This is a genomic window from Horticoccus luteus, from assembly GCF_019464535.1.
GTDB classification, from domain to species: domain Bacteria; phylum Verrucomicrobiota; class Verrucomicrobiia; order Opitutales; family Opitutaceae; genus Horticoccus; species Horticoccus luteus.
Genome location: NZ_CP080507.1, coordinates 2,249,524 through 2,268,984, shown reverse-complemented (window position 1 = coordinate 2,268,984; position 19,461 = coordinate 2,249,524). Strand labels below are relative to the sequence as shown.

The window sequence follows — 19,461 nt, the reverse complement described above, 5'->3', positions numbered from 1 at the left end:
TCACGAGGACGGGCGAAGTTTCCAGATCGTGACGTTGCGCACCTGGTCCACGACTTCCCAGCGGCCGGGGAGATGATGGTGAAACGCCGTTGGCACCTCGAAATCCTGCAACAACGCGTAAATCGGGTGCGGCGCGGCGGCGTTGGCCGCGGCGATGTGGCGGAAGTCATCCGGCTTAACCCAATCCCACCGCAAGAGGGCAAAGTCGGTATAATAGAAAAGCGCGCCGCTGTTTTGCATGCAGACGATGACGGCATCGGCGGGAAGGTGAGATTGGGCCCAGCGGCTCACCTCAACGTAGCTGGATTCGTCGCGGCCGGATTTGAGCGCGCGGAGGGAACGCATGCCGCCGGCCCCGATCGCGATGATGGCGCAGGCCGCCAGCGCCCAGACCGACGCGGGCCAGAGGAGCGAGCGCGCGCGCGGCGTGATGGCTTGCAGCACGAGCAAGGCGCCGATGATCAAGGCCGGAAACGCCGGCAGGAGAAAACGCAGATACCACCACGTTTCCGAAGTGAAACGGTAACACGCGAAAAAGCCGAGAAAGACCGCGACCCACGCGAGCAGCACGCGTCTCACGGGGATGGGCGCGAGGGACCGCATGAAGGGCAACGCGAGACCCGCGAGCACGACGGGAGTAAGCAATACCGGCAGCCAGACGACGTAGTGACCGAGTGTGCCGATGAAGAAATGGCGCGAGAAATCGGTGCCGGGATTGCCGTAGCCCGTGGCCAGCATCGAGCCGTAGGCAGCGTGGTTGTAAGCCGCGAAAAACGCGGCGGCAGGGGCACCGCCGAGGCCGAAGCCGAGCCAGCGGCGCCACGACCCGCCGAGGGCAAGCGCGAGCGGAAGGAGCGCGAGGGCGTTCGTCGGGCGGATGAGAACGGCAAGCCCAAACGCGAACCCGGCGGCGACGGCCCACGCGGCGTGGCGACGCGCATGCAGGGCCGCGAGCACCGCGGCGGCGATCCAGACGAGCGCGGGCACATCGCTCATCGCCTGCAAGCCGATAAAGGGAAAGAGCGGCGATGACGCGAGCAGGAGAAACGCGAGCGCGGCCCACGGCCGGCGCAGGCCGCAGGCGCGCGCCAGCAGATATGTGAGGAGAAGTCCGGCGAGCAGATGCGCCCCGGCGACAACGTTGGGCGCGGCGGTCCAGGTGGTGAACGTCGTTGCGGCGAGAATCAGCAGCGGAAAGCCCGTGGGATAGGTCGGGGTGAGCGCGGTGTCGTCGGTGGAAGGATGAAAGCCAAGCGGCTCGCGCGCGCCGACACTGAGTGGCTCCGCGCCCGCGACGGGGCGGGCCGGGACCGTGACCCGGCGTTGCGCGAGCAGGCGGGCGTTGTTGAGATAGCCGGAGGAATCGGAGCCGCCCGCGACGGCGCCGAGCCGCGGAAACATGAAGGCGCCGTAAGCGGCGAGCGCGACGAGCAGGACGAGCGCGACGAGGGAGCGCGGCCAGAGGCGCGGAGGGCAGGCGGGAGAGTCGGGCGGGCGGAGGGCGTCCATCTTTTGCGTTGTCGCGGGTGTAACCGTGCCATTCTTCTTCCGCATGCCACAAATCAAAAACCCGCGTATTCGCCGGCACATGATGGAGGGCGGGCGATCGGCGCGGGCGGGCGCGGGACGCGGGCGGCGCGCGTGAGCATGAGCTGGCGCAGGGCTTGCGGCGACGGAGCGCGCGTGCGCGGGGTGAGAGCGGCGTATCTCGTGGCGCTGGTGTTTTTCGCGTGGTCGTTCGCGGCATTTTATGTGCCCGGGAAAGGGTTCACCTACCTGATCGCGTTTGGCGGCAAACAGGCGGAGGAGCGCATCGAGGCGCTGCGCAACGTGGACTATTACGTGGCGCAAAACTCGGATGGTTACGACGCGCAGTATTACGCGCAGATCGCCGTGCATCCGTCGTTGCGCGATCCGGCATTGAAGCAGGCAGTGGACAGCCTGCCGTATCGCGGGCGGCGAATCTTGATGCCGTGGACGGCGTATCTGCTGGGGCTGGGGCAGCCGGCGTGGATTTTGCAGGCCTTCGCACTCTTTAACGCGCTGTGTTGGTTCGCGCTCGCGGCGGTGCTGCTGCGATGGTTTCCGCCGGTCAACGTGAGCAATCTGATGCGCTGGCTCGGCGTGCTGTTTTCGTTCGGGATCTGTCTGAGTGTGCGGTATGCGTTGATCGACGGGCCGAGTCTGCTGCTCATCGCGCTGGCGGTGTGGTGCGTGGAGAAGAAACGTCCGTGGCTGGCGACCGGTTTGCTCGCGCTCGCGGGACTGGGCAAGGAGACGAATCTGCTGGGCGGAATCGCGCTGGCGCCCGCGGAAGCGCGCCCGTGGCGACGATGGTGGGTCGCTGGAGTGCGGGCTGGGCTGGTGGCGCTGCCGCTCGCGCTGTGGTTGGTTTATATTGAGCGCGTGGTGGGGCCGGCGACGGACTTGGGCGCGCGCAACTTCGCGGGACCGTTCAGCGGCTACGTGGCGAAGTGGACGACGGTGCTGTCGGCGTTTTTCGGATCGGCGCGCAACCTCGGCACGTGGTGGAGCCTGCTGACCCTCGTCGCGCTGACCACCCAGTTTCTGTTCTTCGTGCTGCGGCCGCGGTGGCGCGATGCGTGGTGGCGCGTGGCGCTGACGTTTGCGGTGTTGATGATATTTTTGGGCGACGCGGTGTGGGAAGGCTATCCCGGCGCAGCGTCGCGCGTGCTGCTGCCGATGCAGCTCGCGTTTAACGTGCTCGTGCCGCGCGGGCGAAAATGGCTCGTCGTGCTCATGCTGGGCAACCTGACGCTGGTATGCGCGCCGGCGGCATTCGCGCCGCCCCCGGGACCGGGCTACACTGTGGAAGGCCCAGCGGCGTTGCGGGAGAACGGCGGCCGGACGATGAGCGTGCGTTTCGTGAGCGGATGGTATGGCGTGGAGGCGGCGAACGGGCACACGTGGTGCTGGAGCGACGGCGGTGCGGTGCTGGAGATTTTCAACCCCGCGGCGCGACCGGTGCGCGCGCAATTGCGCTTTGGGATGTCCACGATCGCGCCGCGCCGCGTGAGGTTGATCCACGCTGCGGCGCAGATCTGGCAGGGCGAGGTGACGGATCGAAGCGTTCACGCGGAGGAGGCGGCGACGACGTTGGCGCCGGGGTGGAACCGCCTGGAGTTTCAGACCGACGCGCCGCCGCAGACGATCGCCGGCGATCCGCGGCTGCTGGGATTTTGCATGCGCGATCTGGTCGTGACGGTGAGCGCGGTGGCGCGTGAGTGAGGCGTGCGCGGGAGCAAGCGCACATGAGGGACGCTCGCGTAATAGGCTGACGGGTGGGCCGTGCACTCCGCGCGCGGCTTGGGCGCAACGTTGCCGGCAATCCACCGCGAGCGGAGCGCACGGTTCACCGGCGCCGCGTCAATCGAAAGGGCCAGCCCCCTTACGCAGAGCGAGCATCACCACGTGGCGATGGCTTCGAGACGGCGGCGGTAGCGTTCGCCGATGACGGCGGGCGAGAAGTGTTCTTCCATCGTGGCGCGGGCGGCGGCGCCGAGGCGTTGCGCGAGGGCGCGGTCGCCGGCGAGGCGGCGCATCCAGTCGGCGGCGTGATCGAGGTCGGGGTCGGCCCACGCCTGGCCTTGCGTGTAGGGCCCGTGACTGCGGGCCACGGGCACGAGGCGGTAGTCGACGGGACAGCCGTTGGCGGCATTGAGAAATTCGGTGGTGGCGGACCAGTTGGTGGCGATCACCGGGCGTTCGAGAAACATGCACTCGGCGAGCGCGAGTCCGAAACCTTCGGCGCGATGCAGCGAGACGAAGGCGTCGCACGCGGCTTCGAGTTCGTAGATTTCGTGGCGCGGCAGCGTGCGCGCGAGGAGCGTGGTGCCGGGGAGATCGCGGGCGGCGGCTTCGAGGGCGGCGAGATCGGCTTCGTTGCCGGTGACGTTGTGCACCTTGATGACGAGCGCGGCGCCAGTGCCGGCGAGACCGCTGCGGCGGAAGGCTTCGAGGACGGCGCGGGGGTTTTTGCGTTCGGCGTAGGAGTTGAGATCGCAGAGAAAGAGGAAAAGAAATCCGTCGCGCGGGAGGGCGAATTTGGCGCGCAACTCGGGAGGCGCGGCGGTCGGGCGCGTGAAGCCGATCGCGTGCGGCATCGGCAGGACAGGCACGGGGACTTTGGCGGCGATGGCGTCGGCGGCGAAGCGCGAGGGCGCCCAGATTTCGTCGAAATAACGTGCGTGCGGCACCCAGACGTCGGGAAAATCGGGCAGCTCCCACGCCCAATAGCCGATGTTATAACGGCCGGCGCGCAGACCGGGATGATAGTGATCGACGTCGCGGGAGACGGGGGCGTCGAGATGGATGACGTTGACCGATTCGGGCGCGGCGGTGGCGAGGCGGGGCGTGTAGGTGTCGTCGGTCGCGGGGTTTTTGCAGGGGAGGCGGAGTTCGATGAGCGCGACGTTGAGGTTCGCGGCGTCGGCGGCGCGGACCATGCAGCGCGCGCTCTCTGCGACGCCGAGGTCGGCGCGGAAAAACCCGGCAATGTTGAGACCGAGGTGAAGGTAGCGGCGCTTGAAGGCGGCGGAAATGGGCGCGGTGCGGTTGGCGAAATCGTAGATCAGCTCGCCGGCGGCGGTCTCGAGTCGCAGCACGCGCAACTGACGGTTTTTGGTTTGCGCGCGGAACCGTTGCAGCCGGCCCGCGCCGGGCCAGCCAGCGAAGAGGCGTCCGAGCCAGGCGGCGGCGTTGGTGAGTGCGACGCCGCGGAGTTTGAGCGTGAGGTGCAGGCCGTGCGCGGCTTGCGCGGCGGAGGCGGTGAGGGCGATGGCGAACGGCCCGGGAGACGTTGGGGCGAGACGCGCCACGCGGCGGCGGCCGAGCAACACCTCGGCGCGCGGGAGCGCCCCGGCGTTGGACAGCGTGATGAATTCGCCGCGCAGCACGAGTTCGACCGACTGGCGCAAGGGCGGGAGGCGCAAGACGGCGGTGTCGCGCATCCACGCGGAGCCGGGATGAATTTCGTCGAAGAAAATTCCGGTGTAATGTTCGAGGCGTGGCGGGCGGCGCTCAGGCATGGCGGCGAGCGGGCAACGCTGGGCGGCGGTGTTTCCCTTGGCAAAGCTTAACGCCGCGGCTTCGCTCGGAGGAATGAGTCCCGAGGAACACCGCAAGCTCGCCGCCGTGGAGGACGCGATGTGGTATTTCCGTGCGTTGCACGCGCACGTGCGCGGGGCGTTGAAAGCGTGGGCGGGACGCGAGGCCGCGTTGCTCGACGCGGGTTGCGGCACGGGCGGGTTGATGCGGCGGCTGGCGGACGAGAAGGCGTGGCGCTGGACGGGCGTGGATATTTCGCCGGTGGCGGTGGCTCTCGCCCGGGAACGCGCGCCGGGGGCGGAGGTGATCGAGGCGTCGTTGACGGCGTTGCCGCTGGCGGATGCGCGATTCGACGCCGTGGTGTCGGCGGATGTCCTCTATCATCTCGACGACGACGCGGCGGCGGTGCGGGAGTTTTTCCGCGTGCTGCGGCCGGGTGGTGTCGCGGTGATCAACGTGCCGGCGCATCCGTGGTTATGGTCGTATCACGACGTGGCGGTGGAGGGACGCCGGCGCTACACGCGGGCAGGGATGCGACGGCTGCTGGTCGACGTGGGCTTTGGGGTGGAACGGCTGACGCACTGGAACACGTTGACGTTGCCGTTGATCGTGGCGCGGCGGAAGTTGTGGCGGGCGCCGGCGGCTGGATCGGATGTGCGGCTGATGCCAGCCCCGGTCGAGGCGGTGCTGCGCGGGGCAATGACGTTGGAGCGAGCGTGGCTGCGAGCGGGCGGGGCGTTTCCGTGGGGAAGTTCAATCTTCGCGGTAGGCCGGAAAAGAGGGTGAGCAGGGGAAAGTTCGTGAGTTCGTGCGTCTTTCGGTCTCGCGGGGCGGCACTACTTAAGGGAGTGAGGGCGGAGTGGAAGGCGACCTGCACGCAAGGCGTCGGGCGCGTTGTGCTACGCGCTAGTCAAGATTCAAGACATGAGGTTTTCGGATCGGGCCCGTTGCACGCGCACGTGCGCGGGGCGTTGAGGGCGTGGGCGGGACGCGAGGCCGCGTTGCTCGACGCGGGTTGCGGCACGGGCGGGTTGATGCGGCGACTGGCGGACGAGAAGGCGTGGCGCTGGACGGGCGTGGATATTTCGCCGGTGGCGGTGGCTCTCGCCCGGGAACGCGCGCCGGCGGCGGAGGTGAGGGAGGCGCCGTTGACGGCGTTGCCGCTGGGGGATGCGCGATTCGACGCCGTGGTGTCGACGGATGTGCTTTACCATCTCGACGACGACGCGGCGGCGGTGCGGGAGTTTGTCCGCGTGCTGCGGCCGGGTGGTGTCGCGGTGATCAACGTGCCGGCGCATCCGTGGTTATGGTCGTATCACGACGTGGCGGTGGAGGGACGCCGGCGCTACACGCGGGCAGGGATGCGACGGCTGCTGGTTGACGCGGGCTTTGGGGTGGAGCGGCTGACGCACTGGAACACGTTGCCGTTGCCGTTGATCGTGGCGCGGCGGAAGTTGTGGCCGGCGCCGGCGGCTGGATCGGATGTGCGGCTGATGCCAGCGCCGGTCGAGGGGGTGCTGCGCGGGGCAATGACGTTGGAGCGAGCGTGGCTGCGGACGGGCGCCGCGTTTCCGTGGGGAAGTTCGATCTTCGCGGTAGGCCGGAAAGGAGGGTGAGCAGGGGAAGGTTCGTGAGTTCGAGGGTCTTTCGGTCTCGCGGGTGGCGCTACTTAAGGGAGTGAGAGGGCGGAGTGGACGGCGACCTGCACGCGAGGCCTCGGGCGCGTTGTTCCACGCGTGATTGTCAAGAGTCAAGACATGAGGTTTTTGGCTTGGGCCCCCCCGCCGGTCACGATAGGGCGGGCACGACTCGCGGGAACGTAGCGCAGCGCAGTGGACGCGTGACGTGCCGGCGCGGGTCTTACAGGAGCGCCGCGTTCGCGCGGCATTCTTGCCGCGCACGCCGCCCCCGGCGGGGCAGGACTCCACCGGACGGAGCGCCAGCGGAGGAGGAAGCAGACGACGTGACAGCGGCTCGGCGCTGGCGCGGCGTGTGCCGCCTGGGTCATTGAGGACGTTGCGGCAAGCGTCAGCGCAGCAGGACAAAATCAACAATTATCGGCCTGACCCCGTCCGGCTTGCGACCCCGTCCGGCTTGCGCCACCGGACGGAGCGACAGCGGAGGAGGAAGCAGACGGCGTGACAGATCGGAGCTTGCGGAGAGCTGGCGCGACGTGTGCCGCCTGACTCATCGAGGCGCACCGGGCCTCGCTGTATAAAACGACACAACCAACAACCCGACGATCACGACGACGGTGCTGATCCCGATTACGAGCCGCGACGTTCTTTCCCTCTTAGGCAGCGTAGAGAAGTCTTGCTCGTATTGGATGCCAAAGCCGCGGGTGATGAGGGCGTAATAGTTCACACCAAACGACAGTAAAAACAGCGCGTAGAACGCCCACTTCTCCAACCCGAACAAGAGCTTTGTGCCAAGCCACCACTGCAACCATGCATTCACTGCGACAAGGATCGCCCACTCGATCATCGTCACCCCGACAACACCCTTCCAAGCGTTGATCGACGCAGTCCAAGAGTCAGCCGCTGCTCGAAAAAAGAGAGTGAAGACTGTCAGGTAGATTTGTTTCAAGCGGTTCATTGCAATGCGTCTTGGCGTTAGAACGGAGGATCGCGCGGTTCCCACCCCGGGACGATCTTCTGATTGTTCTCAATCGTTGTGCCATAATCACGCAGCGCACCTGCGCCGTTGTAGGGCTGATTCGATCCATTGCCCAACCAGCCGCCCGGATAGAAGTTGTCGATGAGGAAGTATCCAGCGCCACCGGCTGCGCCCATCGGACCACCTAGCAGCCCCAGCCCAGTAAATCCAGTGTTCACCGTCGCCTTAGTGCCAGAGATACTTCCGCTCCCATTGAACACATTAATCCAATCCCACGCCGTTCCAGCCGCCGCTAAAACAAATCCGGCCTTGGTGGCTATCTCTGCGAACTTGGCTGTTGTGACGTATTGGTTGCCGCCCCAGCCACTGGTATAAACCTTGCCATTGCTGCCTATCGACGCCCCCGTGGTTCCAACCAAACCTACGGCTGTCTGAACTCCTCCAGCTCCCGCTATGGCTTTCGAGCCAAGGTCATAGACGCTGTTACCTGCTGCGGGGCCTCCGGTGGCTGAAACCAAAATATTCCCGGCCGGCCCAGCGGGGCCCATGGCTCCACTGTTTGGGGCGACAAAATCTTCGCGTGAGCGTAAGTGGCTCCGTGAAGCGTAGCGGGAGGTCGTTGGAGCAGGAGATGCTCGGCGAAAGGTCGGGACCGTGAGGTTGCGCCGAGCGGCGTAGTTGTAAGTTGCGGTCGAGTGGTGCGAGTCGGCGGAGCGCGAACTGGCGCGCAAATATTTTCGGCGGGCGCGGGTTACTTCCTTTGCCGCCATGAGTTTCAGACGCGAAGGGACAGTGCTGGGGGCAGGATATTTCTGGCGACGACTCAGAGGAATGGTCCTGCCGGCATAGTTGTATCGAGCCGGTCCCGTGGCCGCTGCGCGTGTTCGACGGAGAAGCGGCGGAATCGTCGTCGTAGTCGTAGGCGGGCTGAAGAAGCGCAGGCGCACGTTGTTCCCGTTTTGAACGGGGTGAACTGGCGGGAAGTCGAAGGGCCGATCGTCGACGGCGTGCAGCCGGGCGGCGAACGTTGCCTGCTGGTCAACGGATTGATCCACGACGAACGCGACGGATGTAGCGAAGCATTGGCGAACAAGAACCCGGTGACGCCCCGGTGCGTGGGCGAGCGAGCGGGGTGGAAAAGTGCGAGTGGAGGCAGGGTGAGGCGGGCGCACGCGGAGTGGACGGACGATGGCGGATGGGCGGGCGGTCGCCGAACAAAATTTTGAGTTTTTGCGCGGTTGGGCGGCGGCTTTGACGGAGCGAAGACGCCGCTGGGTTGGGGCGGATTGAAGTCCGGGTCGCAGACGGAGAGGTGAGCGGTGCGCTCCGCGCGCGACTTGGACGCAACGTCGCTCGACCAATCACCGCGCGCGGAGCGCACGGTCCACCCGTGACGCGTAAGGCTAATAGGCGGGCCCGGTAGATGGCGAGAATCGGGCCGGGCGTTGAGCGCGAAGCGAATGGCGGGCGGGGCGTTGAGGCGAATCATACGGCGGGTGGGGGGGACGTTTTTCCTTAACACGGGCGGTGGAGGCGTCAGGGTGGCCGCTCCTCACGGATGGCCTACTTCCTCGCCGCATTCGGTCTGCTCTTTCACGTGCTGGGGTGGGGCGTGGGCGCAGCGTGGCTCGTGACGCCGCGGCGGCACTGGCATTTCTGGCCGCTATTTGTCCCGGCGCTGGGTCTCACGTTGCAGTCGATCGTGGTGTGGGTTTTCGCGGCGCACACGGAGGTGGCGGGGACGGATGTTTATGCGCGGTGGAGCGAGGTGGTGCCGCTGTTGCTGCTCGTGGCGGGATGGATGCGCGTGCGGCGGCGGGGGCTCGCGGTCGGGCGTCCGGTTTGGCGGACGCGGGGCGTGTGGGTGCTGGTGGCGTTGGTGCAGGCGGTGTTGGTGGCGCCGTTTACGTGGGCGGCGACGGCGTTGACGAGTTTGTCGCTGGGGAGCTGCGATGCGGCGGATTACGCGGCGGGGGCGCGGGTGTTCATGGAATTCAGTCATGGCGACCGCGGCGGGTTCATGGGGTTGACGGAGGTGGTGGGGCTGCACTCGGTGGACAACTTTTTCGATTTTTGGCTGCGGCTGAATCACTTCACGCCGTCGGCGTTGATGGCGTTGAACGCGAGTGTGTTTGGGTGGCAGGCGTTTCAAGTGGTGAGCGTTTTCACGACGGTGCTGCTGGCGGTGTCGGTGCCGGCGGTGGTGTGGATGGCGCGGGGCGTGGTGGGGCACGGGGAGCGCGGGAGTGTGTGGATCGCGGCGTTGTATGGTTTTAATCCGATCACGTGGTATGCGGTGTATCATGGAGCGACGGCGCAATTGATCGCGGCGGTGGCGATCGCTTTGGTGACGTGGGCGGGCGTGGTGTTGTGGCGGGCGGGGCCGACGAGGCGGAACGGGGTGGCGTTGAGCGGGCTGTTGTTCGCGGGCTATGCGCTGATTCTGGGAGCGTATAATTTCATCCTGCTGGTGTGCCTGGTGCCGGCGGTGGCGTTTGCGGGCGGGCTGACGCTGCGCACGGGCGAGTGGCGGCGGCTCGGGCGGTGGGCGTGGCTGATGCTCACGCCGCTCGTCGTGGCCGGGGCGGTTTTTTTCACGCGGGTGGCGGGGTTGTGGGAGCGGCTGCTGTTGTTTCGCGAGGCGGACATCGGGTGGCACATCCGGGGCTTGGCGCCGTCGGGCTGGTTGGGCGTGCGGGCGGGGCCGGGGTTGCATCCGATCGGCCCGGAGTGGCAATGGGCGGGATCGGTCGTGGTGGTGTTTGCGCTGATCGCGTTTCTCGTGGCGGGGTTTTCGCAGCGTGGTCAACGCAGCCGCACGTGGGCGGCGGTCGCGCTCACAGCGCCGATTCTGGTGGGCTATGGTTACCTGTGGTGGCGGGGGAAACATCTCGGGACGAACGCGAGCTACGATGCCTACAAGCTGTTCGCGGTGTTCTACGTGGGGATGCTGCCGGCGTTTTGTGGGTGGCTGATGTTTACGCGGTCGCGGGTGCGGTGGGTGAGGTGGAGCACGGGTTTGCTGGCGCTGGCGGTGTCGGTGGGCGTGGGGGTGGGCGCGGTGGCGTTTTTGAGGGAGGCGGCGGATCCGCCGTTGAAGGTGGATCGACGGCTCGCGGCGGTGCAGCAGCTCGAGGGTCATCCGGAGGTGACGTCGATCAACCTGGAGGTGCCGGATTTCTGGGAGCGGTTGTGGGCGAACCAGTTTTTGCTGCGGCGGGCGCAGTATTTTCACACCTACACCTATGAGGGGCGGCGCAACACGCCGATGCGAGGCGAGTGGGAATTGAACGGTCATATCTTGCGCGTGGTGCCGCCGAAACGGGCGGATGGTTGGGTGCTCAACGAGCGTTACGCAGTCATCCGACGGGCGAGTCCGTCGTATCTGCAGGCGGAGCTCGGGACGGGCTGGCATGGCCGCGAGACGCGCGTGCACAGCGGGCTTTGCTGGCAATGGACGTCGGGGAACGCGACGATCGCGGTGGGCAATCCGCACGCGGAATCGCGGCAGATCGAACTGCGGATGCTGACGCGAAGCCTGGTGCCGCGGGAGGTTGAAATCTGGGCGAATGGTCAACGCGTGCAGACGGTGAACGTGGGCGTGAAACTCGCGTGGGTGAAAGTGAAGCCGTTCGCCGTGCCGCCGGGCGCGACGACGATCGAGCTGCGTTTGCCGCAGCCGGCGGTGTCGCCGGGCGACGACGATCCGCGGCTGCTGGGAATTTTGGCCGAGCAAATCGAATTGCGGGTGCAACCGGACGCGGCAGGGTCGTGAGCCCGATGGAAGCCCCATGAACGCTGAAAAAGAATCCGCCTTTGCTGGAAAGCGCGTGCTCGTGACCGGCGGGCTGGGCTTCATCGGCGGGCGGTTGAGCCAGCGTTTGGTGTCGCTCGGGGCGAACGTGGTGGTGGCGGACGCGTTGATTCCCGAGCACGGCGGTCATCTGCGCAACCTCAGGCGCGCGGCGAGGCGCGTGCAGATCGAGCGGGCGGACGTGCGGGATCGCGCGACGATGGCGGAGCTCGTGCGCGGACAGGATTTTTTGTTCAACCTGGCCGGGCAGACGAGTCACATGGACTCGATGACGGACCCGGAAACGGATCTCGAAATCAACGCGCGTTCGCAGCTTTCGATTCTGGAAGCGTGCCGGCGACACAACCCGCAGGTGCGCGTGGTGTTCGCGAGCACGCGGCAGATTTATGGGCGTCCGGACTATCTGCCGGTGGACGAAAAACACCCGCTTCGTCCCGTGGACGTGAACGGCATCAATAAACTCGCGGGCGAAAACTATCACCTGCTTTACGACGACGTGCACGGGATTCGCAGCACGGTGCTGCGGCTGACGAACACGATCGGGCCGGGCATGCGCATCAAGGACGCGCGGCAGACGTTTGTGGGCGTGTGGATCCGACGGGTGCTGGAAGGCGAGCCGTTTGAAGTGTGGGGCGGCGCGCAACTGCGGGATTTCACGTTTGTCGACGATGCGGTGGAGGCGTTTCTCCGGGCGGCGACGCGGCGAGAAGCGGAGGGAGCGGTGTATAATCTCGGCGGTCCGCCGCCGATGACGTTGCTCGCGTTGGCAGAACTGCTGGTGGAATTGAACGGTGGCGGGAGTTTTGTGGTGAAACGTTTCCCGGCGGCGCGGCGGAAGATCGACATCGGAGATTTTTTTGCGGACGCGGGATTGATCGAACGCGAGCTCGGGTGGCGCGCGCGGACGAGCGTGCGCACGGCGCTGGCGAAAACCTTGGCGTATTACCGAAAGGAACTCGGGCACTATGTCTGAAGCGGAGGCGATTCCGGCAGCCGATCCGGGCGCGCTCGTGCGCCGGCACGCGGCGGAAATTCGGGCGGCGATGGAGCGCGTGCTGGCGAGCGGTCACTACGTGCTCGGGCCGGACGTGGCGGCGTTTGAGGAAGAATTCGCGCGGTTCGTGGGCGTGGGCGTGGGCGCGTGCGTGGGCGTGGCAAATGGCACGGACGCGCTGGAGCTGGCGTTGCGGGCCGCGGGCGTGCGGTCGGGAGATCGCGTGGCGACGGTGGCGAATACGGTGACGGCGACCGTGGCGGCGATCGGCGCGGTGGGCGCGGAGCCGATGTTCGTCGAGATCGACGATGCGACGATGACGATGGATCCGGGCGCGCTCGAAGCGGTGTTGCGCGGAGGAAAGGTGCGCGCGGTGGTGCCGGTGCATCTCTACGGGCAGATGGCGGACATGACGCGGATTGGCGCGGTGGCGGCGGCGCACGGCGCGGTGGTGATCGAGGATTGCGCGCAGGCGCACGGGGCGGCGTGGAACGGTGTGGCGGCGGGCGCGTGGGGCGCGGCGGCGGCGTTTAGTTTTTATCCGACGAAAAACCTCGGCGCGCTCGGCGACGGCGGCGCGGTGGCGACGCGCGACGTCGCGCTGGGCGAGCGGGTGCGACGGTTGCGGCAATACGGGTGGCAGACGCGATACGTGGCGGAGGAGGGGGGACGAAACAGCCGGCTCGACGAAATGCAGGCGGCGATCCTGCGCGTGAAGCTCGCATATCTCGCGGCGGAGAACGCGCAGCGGGCGGCGCATGCGGCGGCGTATCGGCGCGGGCTCGCAGGATTGCCGTTGCGCTTGCCGATCGTGGCGGCGGGGAGTCGGCCGGTGTGGCATCAGTTCGCGGTGCGCACGGGAAAACGCGATGCGTTGCGCGCGGAATTGGCGGCGGGGCGGATCGGGACGGCGGTGCTTTATCCGGTGCCGGTGCATCAACAGCCGGCGTATCGGTGCGACGTGGCGCTGCCGTTGACGGAGCGCGCGTGCAGCGAGGTGTTGTGCCTGCCGGTGCATCCGACGCTGACGGCGGCGGAGGTGGAGCGGGTGATTGCGGCGGTGCGGGCGTTTTTCGCGTAGCGGAGCGCGCGGCGAACCGCTATCAACGCGCGCATGTCCAGCCCCGCTCTGAGTTTTATCATTCCGCTCTATAACAGCGCCGACACGATTGCGGCGGTGGTGCGGGATATCGAGGGGCTCACGGTGGCGGGCGGGCACGAGATCGTGCTCGTCAACGACGGCAGCCGCGATGCGACGGCGGCAGTGTGCCGGGAGTTGCTGCGCACGGCGAACGTGCGGGTGACGTATGTCGAGCACGCGCGGAATTTCGGCGAACACAACGCGGTGCTGACGGGTTGGCGGCACGCGACGGGGACGTTTTGCGTGAACCTCGACGATGACGGGCAGAATCCGCCGCGCGAAGCGGTGCGGTTGTGGGAGCGGGCGGCGACGGGCGGGCTCGATGTGGTTTACGGCCACTACGCGGCGAAACAGCACGCGGCGTGGCGCAACGCGGGGAGTTGGTTCACGAGCCGGATGACGGATTGGGCGCTGGACAAACCGCGGGGGTTTTATCTGTCGAGTTTTCGGTGCGTGTCGGCGTTTGCGGCGCGGGAGGCGGCGCGGCACGCGGGACCATTTCCGTATATTGACGGACTGTTGCTGCAAGTGACGCAGCGCATCGGGTCGATCGAAGTGCAGCACGCGGCGCGGGTGGCGGGGCAAAGCGGCTACACGTTGCGGCGGCTGGTGCGGTTATGGCTGAGCGCGTGGGTGAATTTCTCGATCATGCCGTTGCGGGCGGCGTCGGTGCTGGGGGCGATCGTGGCGGTCGTGGGACTGGCGGCGCTGACGGGCGTGATCTGGCTGTGGGCGACGAACCGGGGGCCGGCGTTTGGATGGGGTTCGTTGATGGCGGCGCTGCTGGTGTTCTCGGGCGTGCAGTTGCTGATGCTGGGCCTGTTCGGCGAATACCTGGGCCGCATGTTTCTCGTGGTGAATCAGCGTCCGCAATCGGTCGTGCGGGAGGTGGCGCGGTCGCAGTGACGCGCGGCGGGGGCTGCAGTTCGGCCCTTGGGAACAGCCGCAGACGTCAGGCGGGTATCAAGCTTCCGGTCGCGATGAGGCGGGCGCGGGAATAGTCGATCTTGGGAGTTTCCACGCGGGCGGCTGCGAGCAACTGCTCGATCACCAGCTCCTGCATGCCGATGGCTTCGATGCCAAGGACGTCTCCCCTGCCGTTGAGGTCGATCGCAACGTGCATGGAACTGGCTTCGCACTCGACCGTGCGGGCAACCTTGCCCGGTCGGAAGCGGACATACACCGCCATCGCCTCGGCATCGAATTCCACCACGGGAGGGCGGGAGGAATGGACGATCAGTTTTTGCGTTTCCTTTTTCATGTGCGCGGCCGGTTGGATGTTAATCTGCGAAAAATCCGGTCAATAGCCAGCACTCGGCGCCTTTGAGCTCCGCCACGACGACGAGCGTCTTTCCATCAACCGTTTTGCGGAATTTCTTCACCAGGCCGCCATGAACCCCGCGCCGCAGCGGTTGTTCCGTGTCAGGTTAGCGGACTACATTCTTCATGTTTTCGAACGAGAGATCGCGTTCGGAAACGCGCAGCATCTGGTGTTTGGTCTGGTGAAAGCGAAAGTCCGGCACCAGCGGCTTTCATGGCAAATTGTGCTGGCGGCGCAAGTTTGCAACGGGGCGGAGACCCCATCGTCGTCAGTCTGCGAGTCAGTTGACAGGGAGGTTGGGGGCAAAGGTTGGTCGCCTGATCTGCGTAACAGCGCCGCGCGTTCCACCAACGCTGCATCCGCTTCTTCGCCGTTGGCTGCCCTGAATTCGATCAATTTGGCTGGCGTGCGCGTGTCTTCGACGGGTTCACGTACGGATTCATCGCCGTGATGACACCACGCTCCGGGGGATTTGTTCAGGCGGGGGCGTCAGGCGGTGCGAGACCGAGGCTGCGCCAGCGGGCGAATTCGGCGTCGAGGGCGGATTCGAGGCCGGTGAGGACGTGGCGGGGCGGTTCGCGGCGGAGGTGGAGCACGTAGGCGAGGGTCATCGCGGCGCGGGCGAAATCGGTGGCGTCGCGGGCGCCGTCCCAGTTGGTGCGGAGGTCGTGCAGCGCCCGTGCGCGTGCGGCGAGGCGGACGATTTGCGGGCGCCAGCGGTGGACGAGGCGTTGCGTGTTCTGCTCGTTGCGAAGGTTGCGGCCGGGCGACTGGCTGATGTGATGGCGGACGACGCTGCGCAGTGCGACGTAGGGGCGGCGGCCGAGGGCGGCGGCGCGGAGGCAGAGGTCAACGTCTTCGCTGCCGTTGCGGTAGTGTTCGTCGAAGCCGCCGAGTTCGCGCCAGAGCGTGGTGCGGATGGCGAAGCAGGCGCCGGTGACAGCGGGGACGGCGCGGTAGCCGCTGAGCGCGGAGCGGAGCGGGCGGGCGGTGAGATGCGCGGGCTTGCCCTTGGCGTTGAAAAATATGCCGGCGTGATCGATGGCGCCGGAGGACGCGTGGCGCTGGACGTTGCCGACGAGCGCGGCGTCGGGGAAACGGTCGAAGGCGGCGCGCATGGGCTCGAACCAGTGGCGCTGGAGGACGAGGTCGTTGTTGAGGAAGAAGAGCAATTCGCCGCGGGCGGAGGCGGCGCCGCGGTTGCAGGCGCCGGCGAAACCGAGGTTCGTGGGATTGAGGAGCGCGCGGCAAGGCGGCGGGAGCGTGGCGAGCCAGGCGCGGGTGCCGTCGGTGCTGCCATCGTCGACGAAGATGATTTCGCAGGCGAGGCCGGGCGGGAGCGTGGCGGACAGGCTCGCGAGCATCGCCTGCGTGAGCGGCAGGCAGTTGTAGAGCGGGACGATGAAGGAGACCTGCATGGCGGCCCGCCCGCGGCTAGGTCAGCAGACGCCGGAGATATTCGCCGTAGCTGGATTTGCCGAGGGAGCGGACGTTGCGTTCGAGTTGCGCGCGATCGATCCAGCCGTGCTTGAAGGCGATTTCCTCGAGGCAGGCGATTTTCAGGCCGGTGCGATTTTCGAGGACTTCGACGAATTGGGCGGCCTGCATGAGCGAGTCGTGCGTGCCGGTGTCGAGCCACGCGGTGCCGCGGCCGAAGAGTTCGACCTGAAGTTGGGCGCGGTCGAGATAGACGCGATTGAGGTCGGTGATTTCGAGTTCGCCGCGGGCGGAGGGCTTGAGAGCGCGGGCGAGGGCGACGACTTGCTCGTCGTAAAAGTAGAGGCCGGGGACGGCGTAGTTGGATTTCGGCTGCGCGGGTTTTTCTTCGAGCGAGACGACGCGTCCATCCTGGGCGAATTCGACGACGCCGTAAGCGGTGGGATTGGCGACGTGGTAGCCGAAAATGGTCGCACCGGTGGTGCGGGCACCGGCATCGGTGAGCGCGGTGACAAACTCGGCGCCGTAAAAGAGGTTGTCGCCGAGGACGAGGGCGGAAGGTTCGTGGCCGGTGAGAAAGCCGGTGTCGGCGGCGATGTGGAAGGCTTGGGCGAGGCCTTCGGGGCGGGGTTGTTCGGCGTAGCTGAACGTGACGCCAAACTGGGCGCCGTCGCCGAGAAGACGTTGAAAGAGCGGGAGGTCCTGCGGCGTGGAGATGATGAGGATCTCCCGGATGCCGGCGAGCATGAGCACCGAGAGCGGGTAGTAGATCATCGGCTTGTCGTAAACCGGCATGAGCTGCTTGGAGACCGCGATGGTGAGCGGATAGAGGCGGGTGCCGGAGCCGCCGGCGAGGACGATGCCTTTGCGTTGCATGGAGAGAGAACGAGTGAAGTTTTTTGACCGCTAATGAATGCTGACGGCCGCCGATCCGGACGGGTGGCGCGGTGGCGCGGCCGAGGAAATCAGGCTTTGGCGCCGAGGCGTTCGCGGGCGTAGCGCGTGGCGGTGATGTCGGTGGCCCAGGCAGGATGGGCAAGATACCAGTCGACGGTTTTTTCGATGCCGGTGGCGAAGGTTTCGGCGGGTTTCCAGCCGAGCTCGCGGTGGATTTTCGTGGCGTCGATCGCATAGCGGCGGTCGTGGCCGGGGCGGTCGGCGACGTAGGCGATTTGCGTGGTGTAGCTCTGGCCGTCGGCGCGCGGGGACTTTTTATCGAGGAGCGCGCAGATGGTTTTCACGATCTCGAGATTCGGTTTTTCGTTCCAACCGCCGATGTTGTAAGTCTCGCCGACGCGGCCGCGTTGGAGGACGGTCCAGATGGCCGCGGCGTGATCTTCGACGTAGAGCCAGTCGCGAATCTGCTGGCCGTCGCCGTAGACGGGGAGCGGTTTTCCTTCGAGGGCGTTGAGAATCATCAACGGGATGAGTTTCTCGGGAAAATGATACGGGCCGTAGTTGTTGGAGCAGTTGGTCGTGAGCGTCGGCAGGCCGTAGGTGTGCTGGTAGGCGCGCACGAGGTGGTCGCTGGCGGCTTTCGAGGCGGCGTAGGGCGAGTTGGGCTCGAAGTTGTGCTCTTCGGTGAAGGCGGGCGCGCCGGGCGGGAGCGAACCGTAAACTTCATCGGTCGAGACATGCAGAAAACGAAACGCGCTTTGCTGCGGCGCAGGCAGCCGGGCCCAGTGTTGCTTCGCGCAATTGAGCAGGCGGAGCGTGCCGGTGACGTTGGTCTGGATGAACGGCTCGGGCGAATCGATGGAGCGATCGACGTGCGATTCGGCGGCGAAATTCACGACGGCGTCGATCTCGTGTTCGGCGAGGAGGCGGGAGACGAGGGCGGAATCGCCGATGTCGCCGTGCGCAAAAACGTAGCGCGGATCGGAGGCGAGGTCGGCGAGATTGGCGGGATTGCCGGCGTAGGTGAGCGCATCGAGGTTGACGAGCCGGCTGATCGCCGGGCCGTCGCGCGAGAGGAGGCGCTGGCGGATGAAGTTGCTGCCGATGAAGCCGGCGCCGCCGGTGACGAGGAGTTTCATGCCGAAGAGGGGACGTGCGTAGAGGGAAACGCCAAAAGAGCAGCGCGTTCAGGCGCGTTGCCAGGAACGCAGCGCGGCGGCGATGGCGGTGTGGACTTCCGTGAGCGTGATGCCGGCGGCGGCGAGTTTTGCGGAATCCATCACGCAGTTGGAGCGCGGGGTTTTCGCGGCGACGTGCATGAACTCGTCTTCGCTGGCGAAGAACTGGAAGTCTTTTTCGCACACGCCGGATTCGCGGATGAGGGCGACGACTTCGTGGGTGGTCACGCGGCCGGGATTGGTGACGTTATACGTGCCGAAGGGAATGCGTTGCTCCCAGCAGGCGAAGGTGGCGGCAACGAATTCGTGGAGTTGCGAAATGGAGTTGGTCGCTTCGAGGAGCCGCGGGTAACGCATCAATTTGGTGAGGTAGTTGCGCGGGTTTTCGACGTGATCGAAGGGAATGCGCAGGCGCCAGATGAACACGTCGGGCGCGCCGGCGAGCACGTCTTCGCCGAGGGCTTTGGTGCCGGAGTAGAAACTGCAGTTGTTCTGGCGGAAGGTGAAATTAGGGGCGTCGGTTTCGGTGAAACCGGAGCCATCGGGGCGCTCGCCGGTGTAGATGCAGCCGGAGGAGACGTGGCCCCACGGAATGCCGGCGGCGGCGCACGCCTGGGCGACGAGGCCGGGGAAAACAGCGTTGCCGAAGAGGCATTCGGTCTTGTGGAGCTCGCAGGCGTCGACGTTGGGTTTGCCGGTGTAGCCGGCGGCGTTGATGAGAAATTCCGGGCGCTCGCGGCGGAGGAATTCGGTGAGCGTGGCGGGATGGGTGTAATCGACCTCGGCGCGCCGCAGATTGCGGTAGGCGATGCCTTTGCGCTGGAAGAGCGCTTGGTAAGCCGAGCCGACGTAACCGGAACCTCCGAGGAGCAAAATCATGCGCGCGCAGGGTAGAGAGCGACGGCGCGGCAGAACAAGGGATTTTGTGCCGCTGGCGGGTGACGGCCGCGCGGCGGAGCGGTGGGCGGTGAAGGGCGGGGAGCAGGCTGCGCGGGG

17 protein-coding genes are annotated in these 19,461 nt (G+C 66.4%); 8 read left to right on the top strand and 9 right to left on the bottom strand.

Going from position 1 to position 19,461, the window contains the following annotated elements; translation table 11 throughout:
• A complete protein-coding gene (locus K0B96_RS09485; RefSeq protein WP_220160665.1) occupies positions 1-1,554 on the bottom strand; it encodes a phospholipid carrier-dependent glycosyltransferase in 1,554 nt (517 codons plus the stop codon).
• Between the two features lie 93 nt (positions 1,555-1,647).
• Between K0B96_RS09485 and K0B96_RS09480 the strand changes: the two genes are divergently transcribed.
• Complete coding sequence (locus tag K0B96_RS09480; protein ID WP_220160664.1) at positions 1,648-3,249, top strand: glycosyltransferase family protein; 1,602 nt, start codon at positions 1,648-1,650, stop codon at positions 3,247-3,249.
• A 176-nt stretch (positions 3,250-3,425) separates the two neighbouring features.
• Here the strand turns inward: K0B96_RS09480 and K0B96_RS09475 are convergent, their stop codons facing one another.
• Positions 3,426-5,048 carry a glycosyltransferase gene (locus tag K0B96_RS09475; RefSeq protein WP_220160663.1) on the bottom strand — a complete coding sequence of 541 codons (1,623 nt, stop codon included), beginning with the start codon at positions 5,046-5,048 and terminating at the stop codon, positions 3,426-3,428.
• Positions 5,049-5,121: 73 nt separating this feature from the next.
• Between K0B96_RS09475 and K0B96_RS09470 the strand changes: the two genes are divergently transcribed.
• Entirely contained in the window at positions 5,122-5,853 is a 732-nt protein-coding gene (locus tag K0B96_RS09470; RefSeq protein WP_220160662.1) for a class I SAM-dependent methyltransferase, read from the top strand.
• Between the two features lie 161 nt (positions 5,854-6,014).
• Positions 6,015-6,683 carry a class I SAM-dependent methyltransferase gene (locus K0B96_RS09465; protein ID WP_220160661.1) on the top strand — a complete coding sequence of 223 codons (669 nt, stop codon included), beginning with the start codon at positions 6,015-6,017 and terminating at the stop codon, positions 6,681-6,683.
• A 571-nt stretch (positions 6,684-7,254) separates the two neighbouring features.
• On the opposite strand, the gene K0B96_RS09460 is transcribed toward K0B96_RS09465, so the two are convergent.
• On the bottom strand, positions 7,255-7,662 hold the full coding sequence (locus K0B96_RS09460) for a hypothetical protein (RefSeq protein ID WP_220160660.1): 408 nt from the start codon (positions 7,660-7,662) through the stop codon (positions 7,255-7,257).
• A gap of 17 nt (positions 7,663-7,679) precedes the next feature.
• Positions 7,680-8,201 (bottom strand): hypothetical protein, encoded by a 522-nt coding sequence (locus tag K0B96_RS09455; protein ID WP_220160659.1) that lies wholly within the window; start codon positions 8,199-8,201, stop codon positions 7,680-7,682.
• 1,040 nt (positions 8,202-9,241) lie between these two features.
• Between K0B96_RS09455 and K0B96_RS09450 the strand changes: the two genes are divergently transcribed.
• From K0B96_RS09450 to K0B96_RS09435, 4 genes are read left to right on the top strand one after another with little or no spacing between them, the layout of a single operon-like run.
• Positions 9,242-11,458, top strand: coding sequence for a hypothetical protein (locus K0B96_RS09450; protein WP_220160658.1), 2,217 nt, complete (start codon positions 9,242-9,244; stop codon positions 11,456-11,458).
• Positions 11,459-11,474: 16 nt separating this feature from the next.
• Complete coding sequence (locus tag K0B96_RS09445; RefSeq protein ID WP_220160657.1) at positions 11,475-12,470, top strand: NAD-dependent epimerase/dehydratase family protein; 996 nt, start codon at positions 11,475-11,477, stop codon at positions 12,468-12,470.
• Positions 12,463-13,572, top strand: a complete 1,110-nt coding sequence (locus K0B96_RS09440; RefSeq protein ID WP_220160656.1) for a DegT/DnrJ/EryC1/StrS family aminotransferase — start codon at positions 12,463-12,465, stop codon at positions 13,570-13,572. The genes K0B96_RS09445 and K0B96_RS09440 overlap by 8 nt, the downstream gene beginning before the upstream one ends.
• A 33-nt stretch (positions 13,573-13,605) precedes the next feature.
• Positions 13,606-14,538 carry a glycosyltransferase family 2 protein gene (locus K0B96_RS09435; protein WP_220160655.1) on the top strand — a complete coding sequence of 311 codons (933 nt, stop codon included), beginning with the start codon at positions 13,606-13,608 and terminating at the stop codon, positions 14,536-14,538.
• Between the two features lie 46 nt (positions 14,539-14,584).
• Here K0B96_RS09435 and K0B96_RS09430 read toward each other — a convergent pair whose 3' ends face one another.
• Positions 14,585-14,893, bottom strand: a complete 309-nt coding sequence (locus tag K0B96_RS09430) for a hypothetical protein (protein ID WP_220160654.1) — start codon at positions 14,891-14,893, stop codon at positions 14,585-14,587.
• A gap of 130 nt (positions 14,894-15,023) precedes the next feature.
• On the opposite strand from K0B96_RS09430, the gene K0B96_RS09425 reads away from it, so the two are divergent.
• The gene (locus tag K0B96_RS09425) at positions 15,024-15,404 is read left to right on the top strand and encodes a hypothetical protein (RefSeq protein ID WP_220160653.1); all 381 of its coding nucleotides are present in this window, start codon (positions 15,024-15,026) and stop codon (positions 15,402-15,404) included.
• 25 nt (positions 15,405-15,429) lie between these two features.
• Here the strand turns inward: K0B96_RS09425 and K0B96_RS09420 are convergent, their stop codons facing one another.
• From K0B96_RS09420 to K0B96_RS09405, 4 genes are all read right to left on the bottom strand, one after another.
• Complete coding sequence (locus tag K0B96_RS09420; RefSeq protein ID WP_220160652.1) at positions 15,430-16,371, bottom strand: glycosyltransferase family 2 protein; 942 nt, start codon at positions 16,369-16,371, stop codon at positions 15,430-15,432.
• 16 nt (positions 16,372-16,387) lie between these two features.
• Entirely contained in the window at positions 16,388-17,266 is an 879-nt protein-coding gene (gene rfbA / locus K0B96_RS09415) for a glucose-1-phosphate thymidylyltransferase RfbA (RefSeq protein ID WP_220160651.1), read from the bottom strand.
• A gap of 89 nt (positions 17,267-17,355) precedes the next feature.
• A complete protein-coding gene (rfbB, locus tag K0B96_RS09410; protein ID WP_220160650.1) occupies positions 17,356-18,426 on the bottom strand; it encodes a dTDP-glucose 4,6-dehydratase in 1,071 nt (356 codons plus the stop codon).
• 48 nt (positions 18,427-18,474) lie between these two features.
• Positions 18,475-19,344 carry a sugar nucleotide-binding protein gene (locus tag K0B96_RS09405; protein WP_220160649.1) on the bottom strand — a complete coding sequence of 290 codons (870 nt, stop codon included), beginning with the start codon at positions 19,342-19,344 and terminating at the stop codon, positions 18,475-18,477.
• Positions 19,345-19,461: the final 117 nt, after the last annotated feature.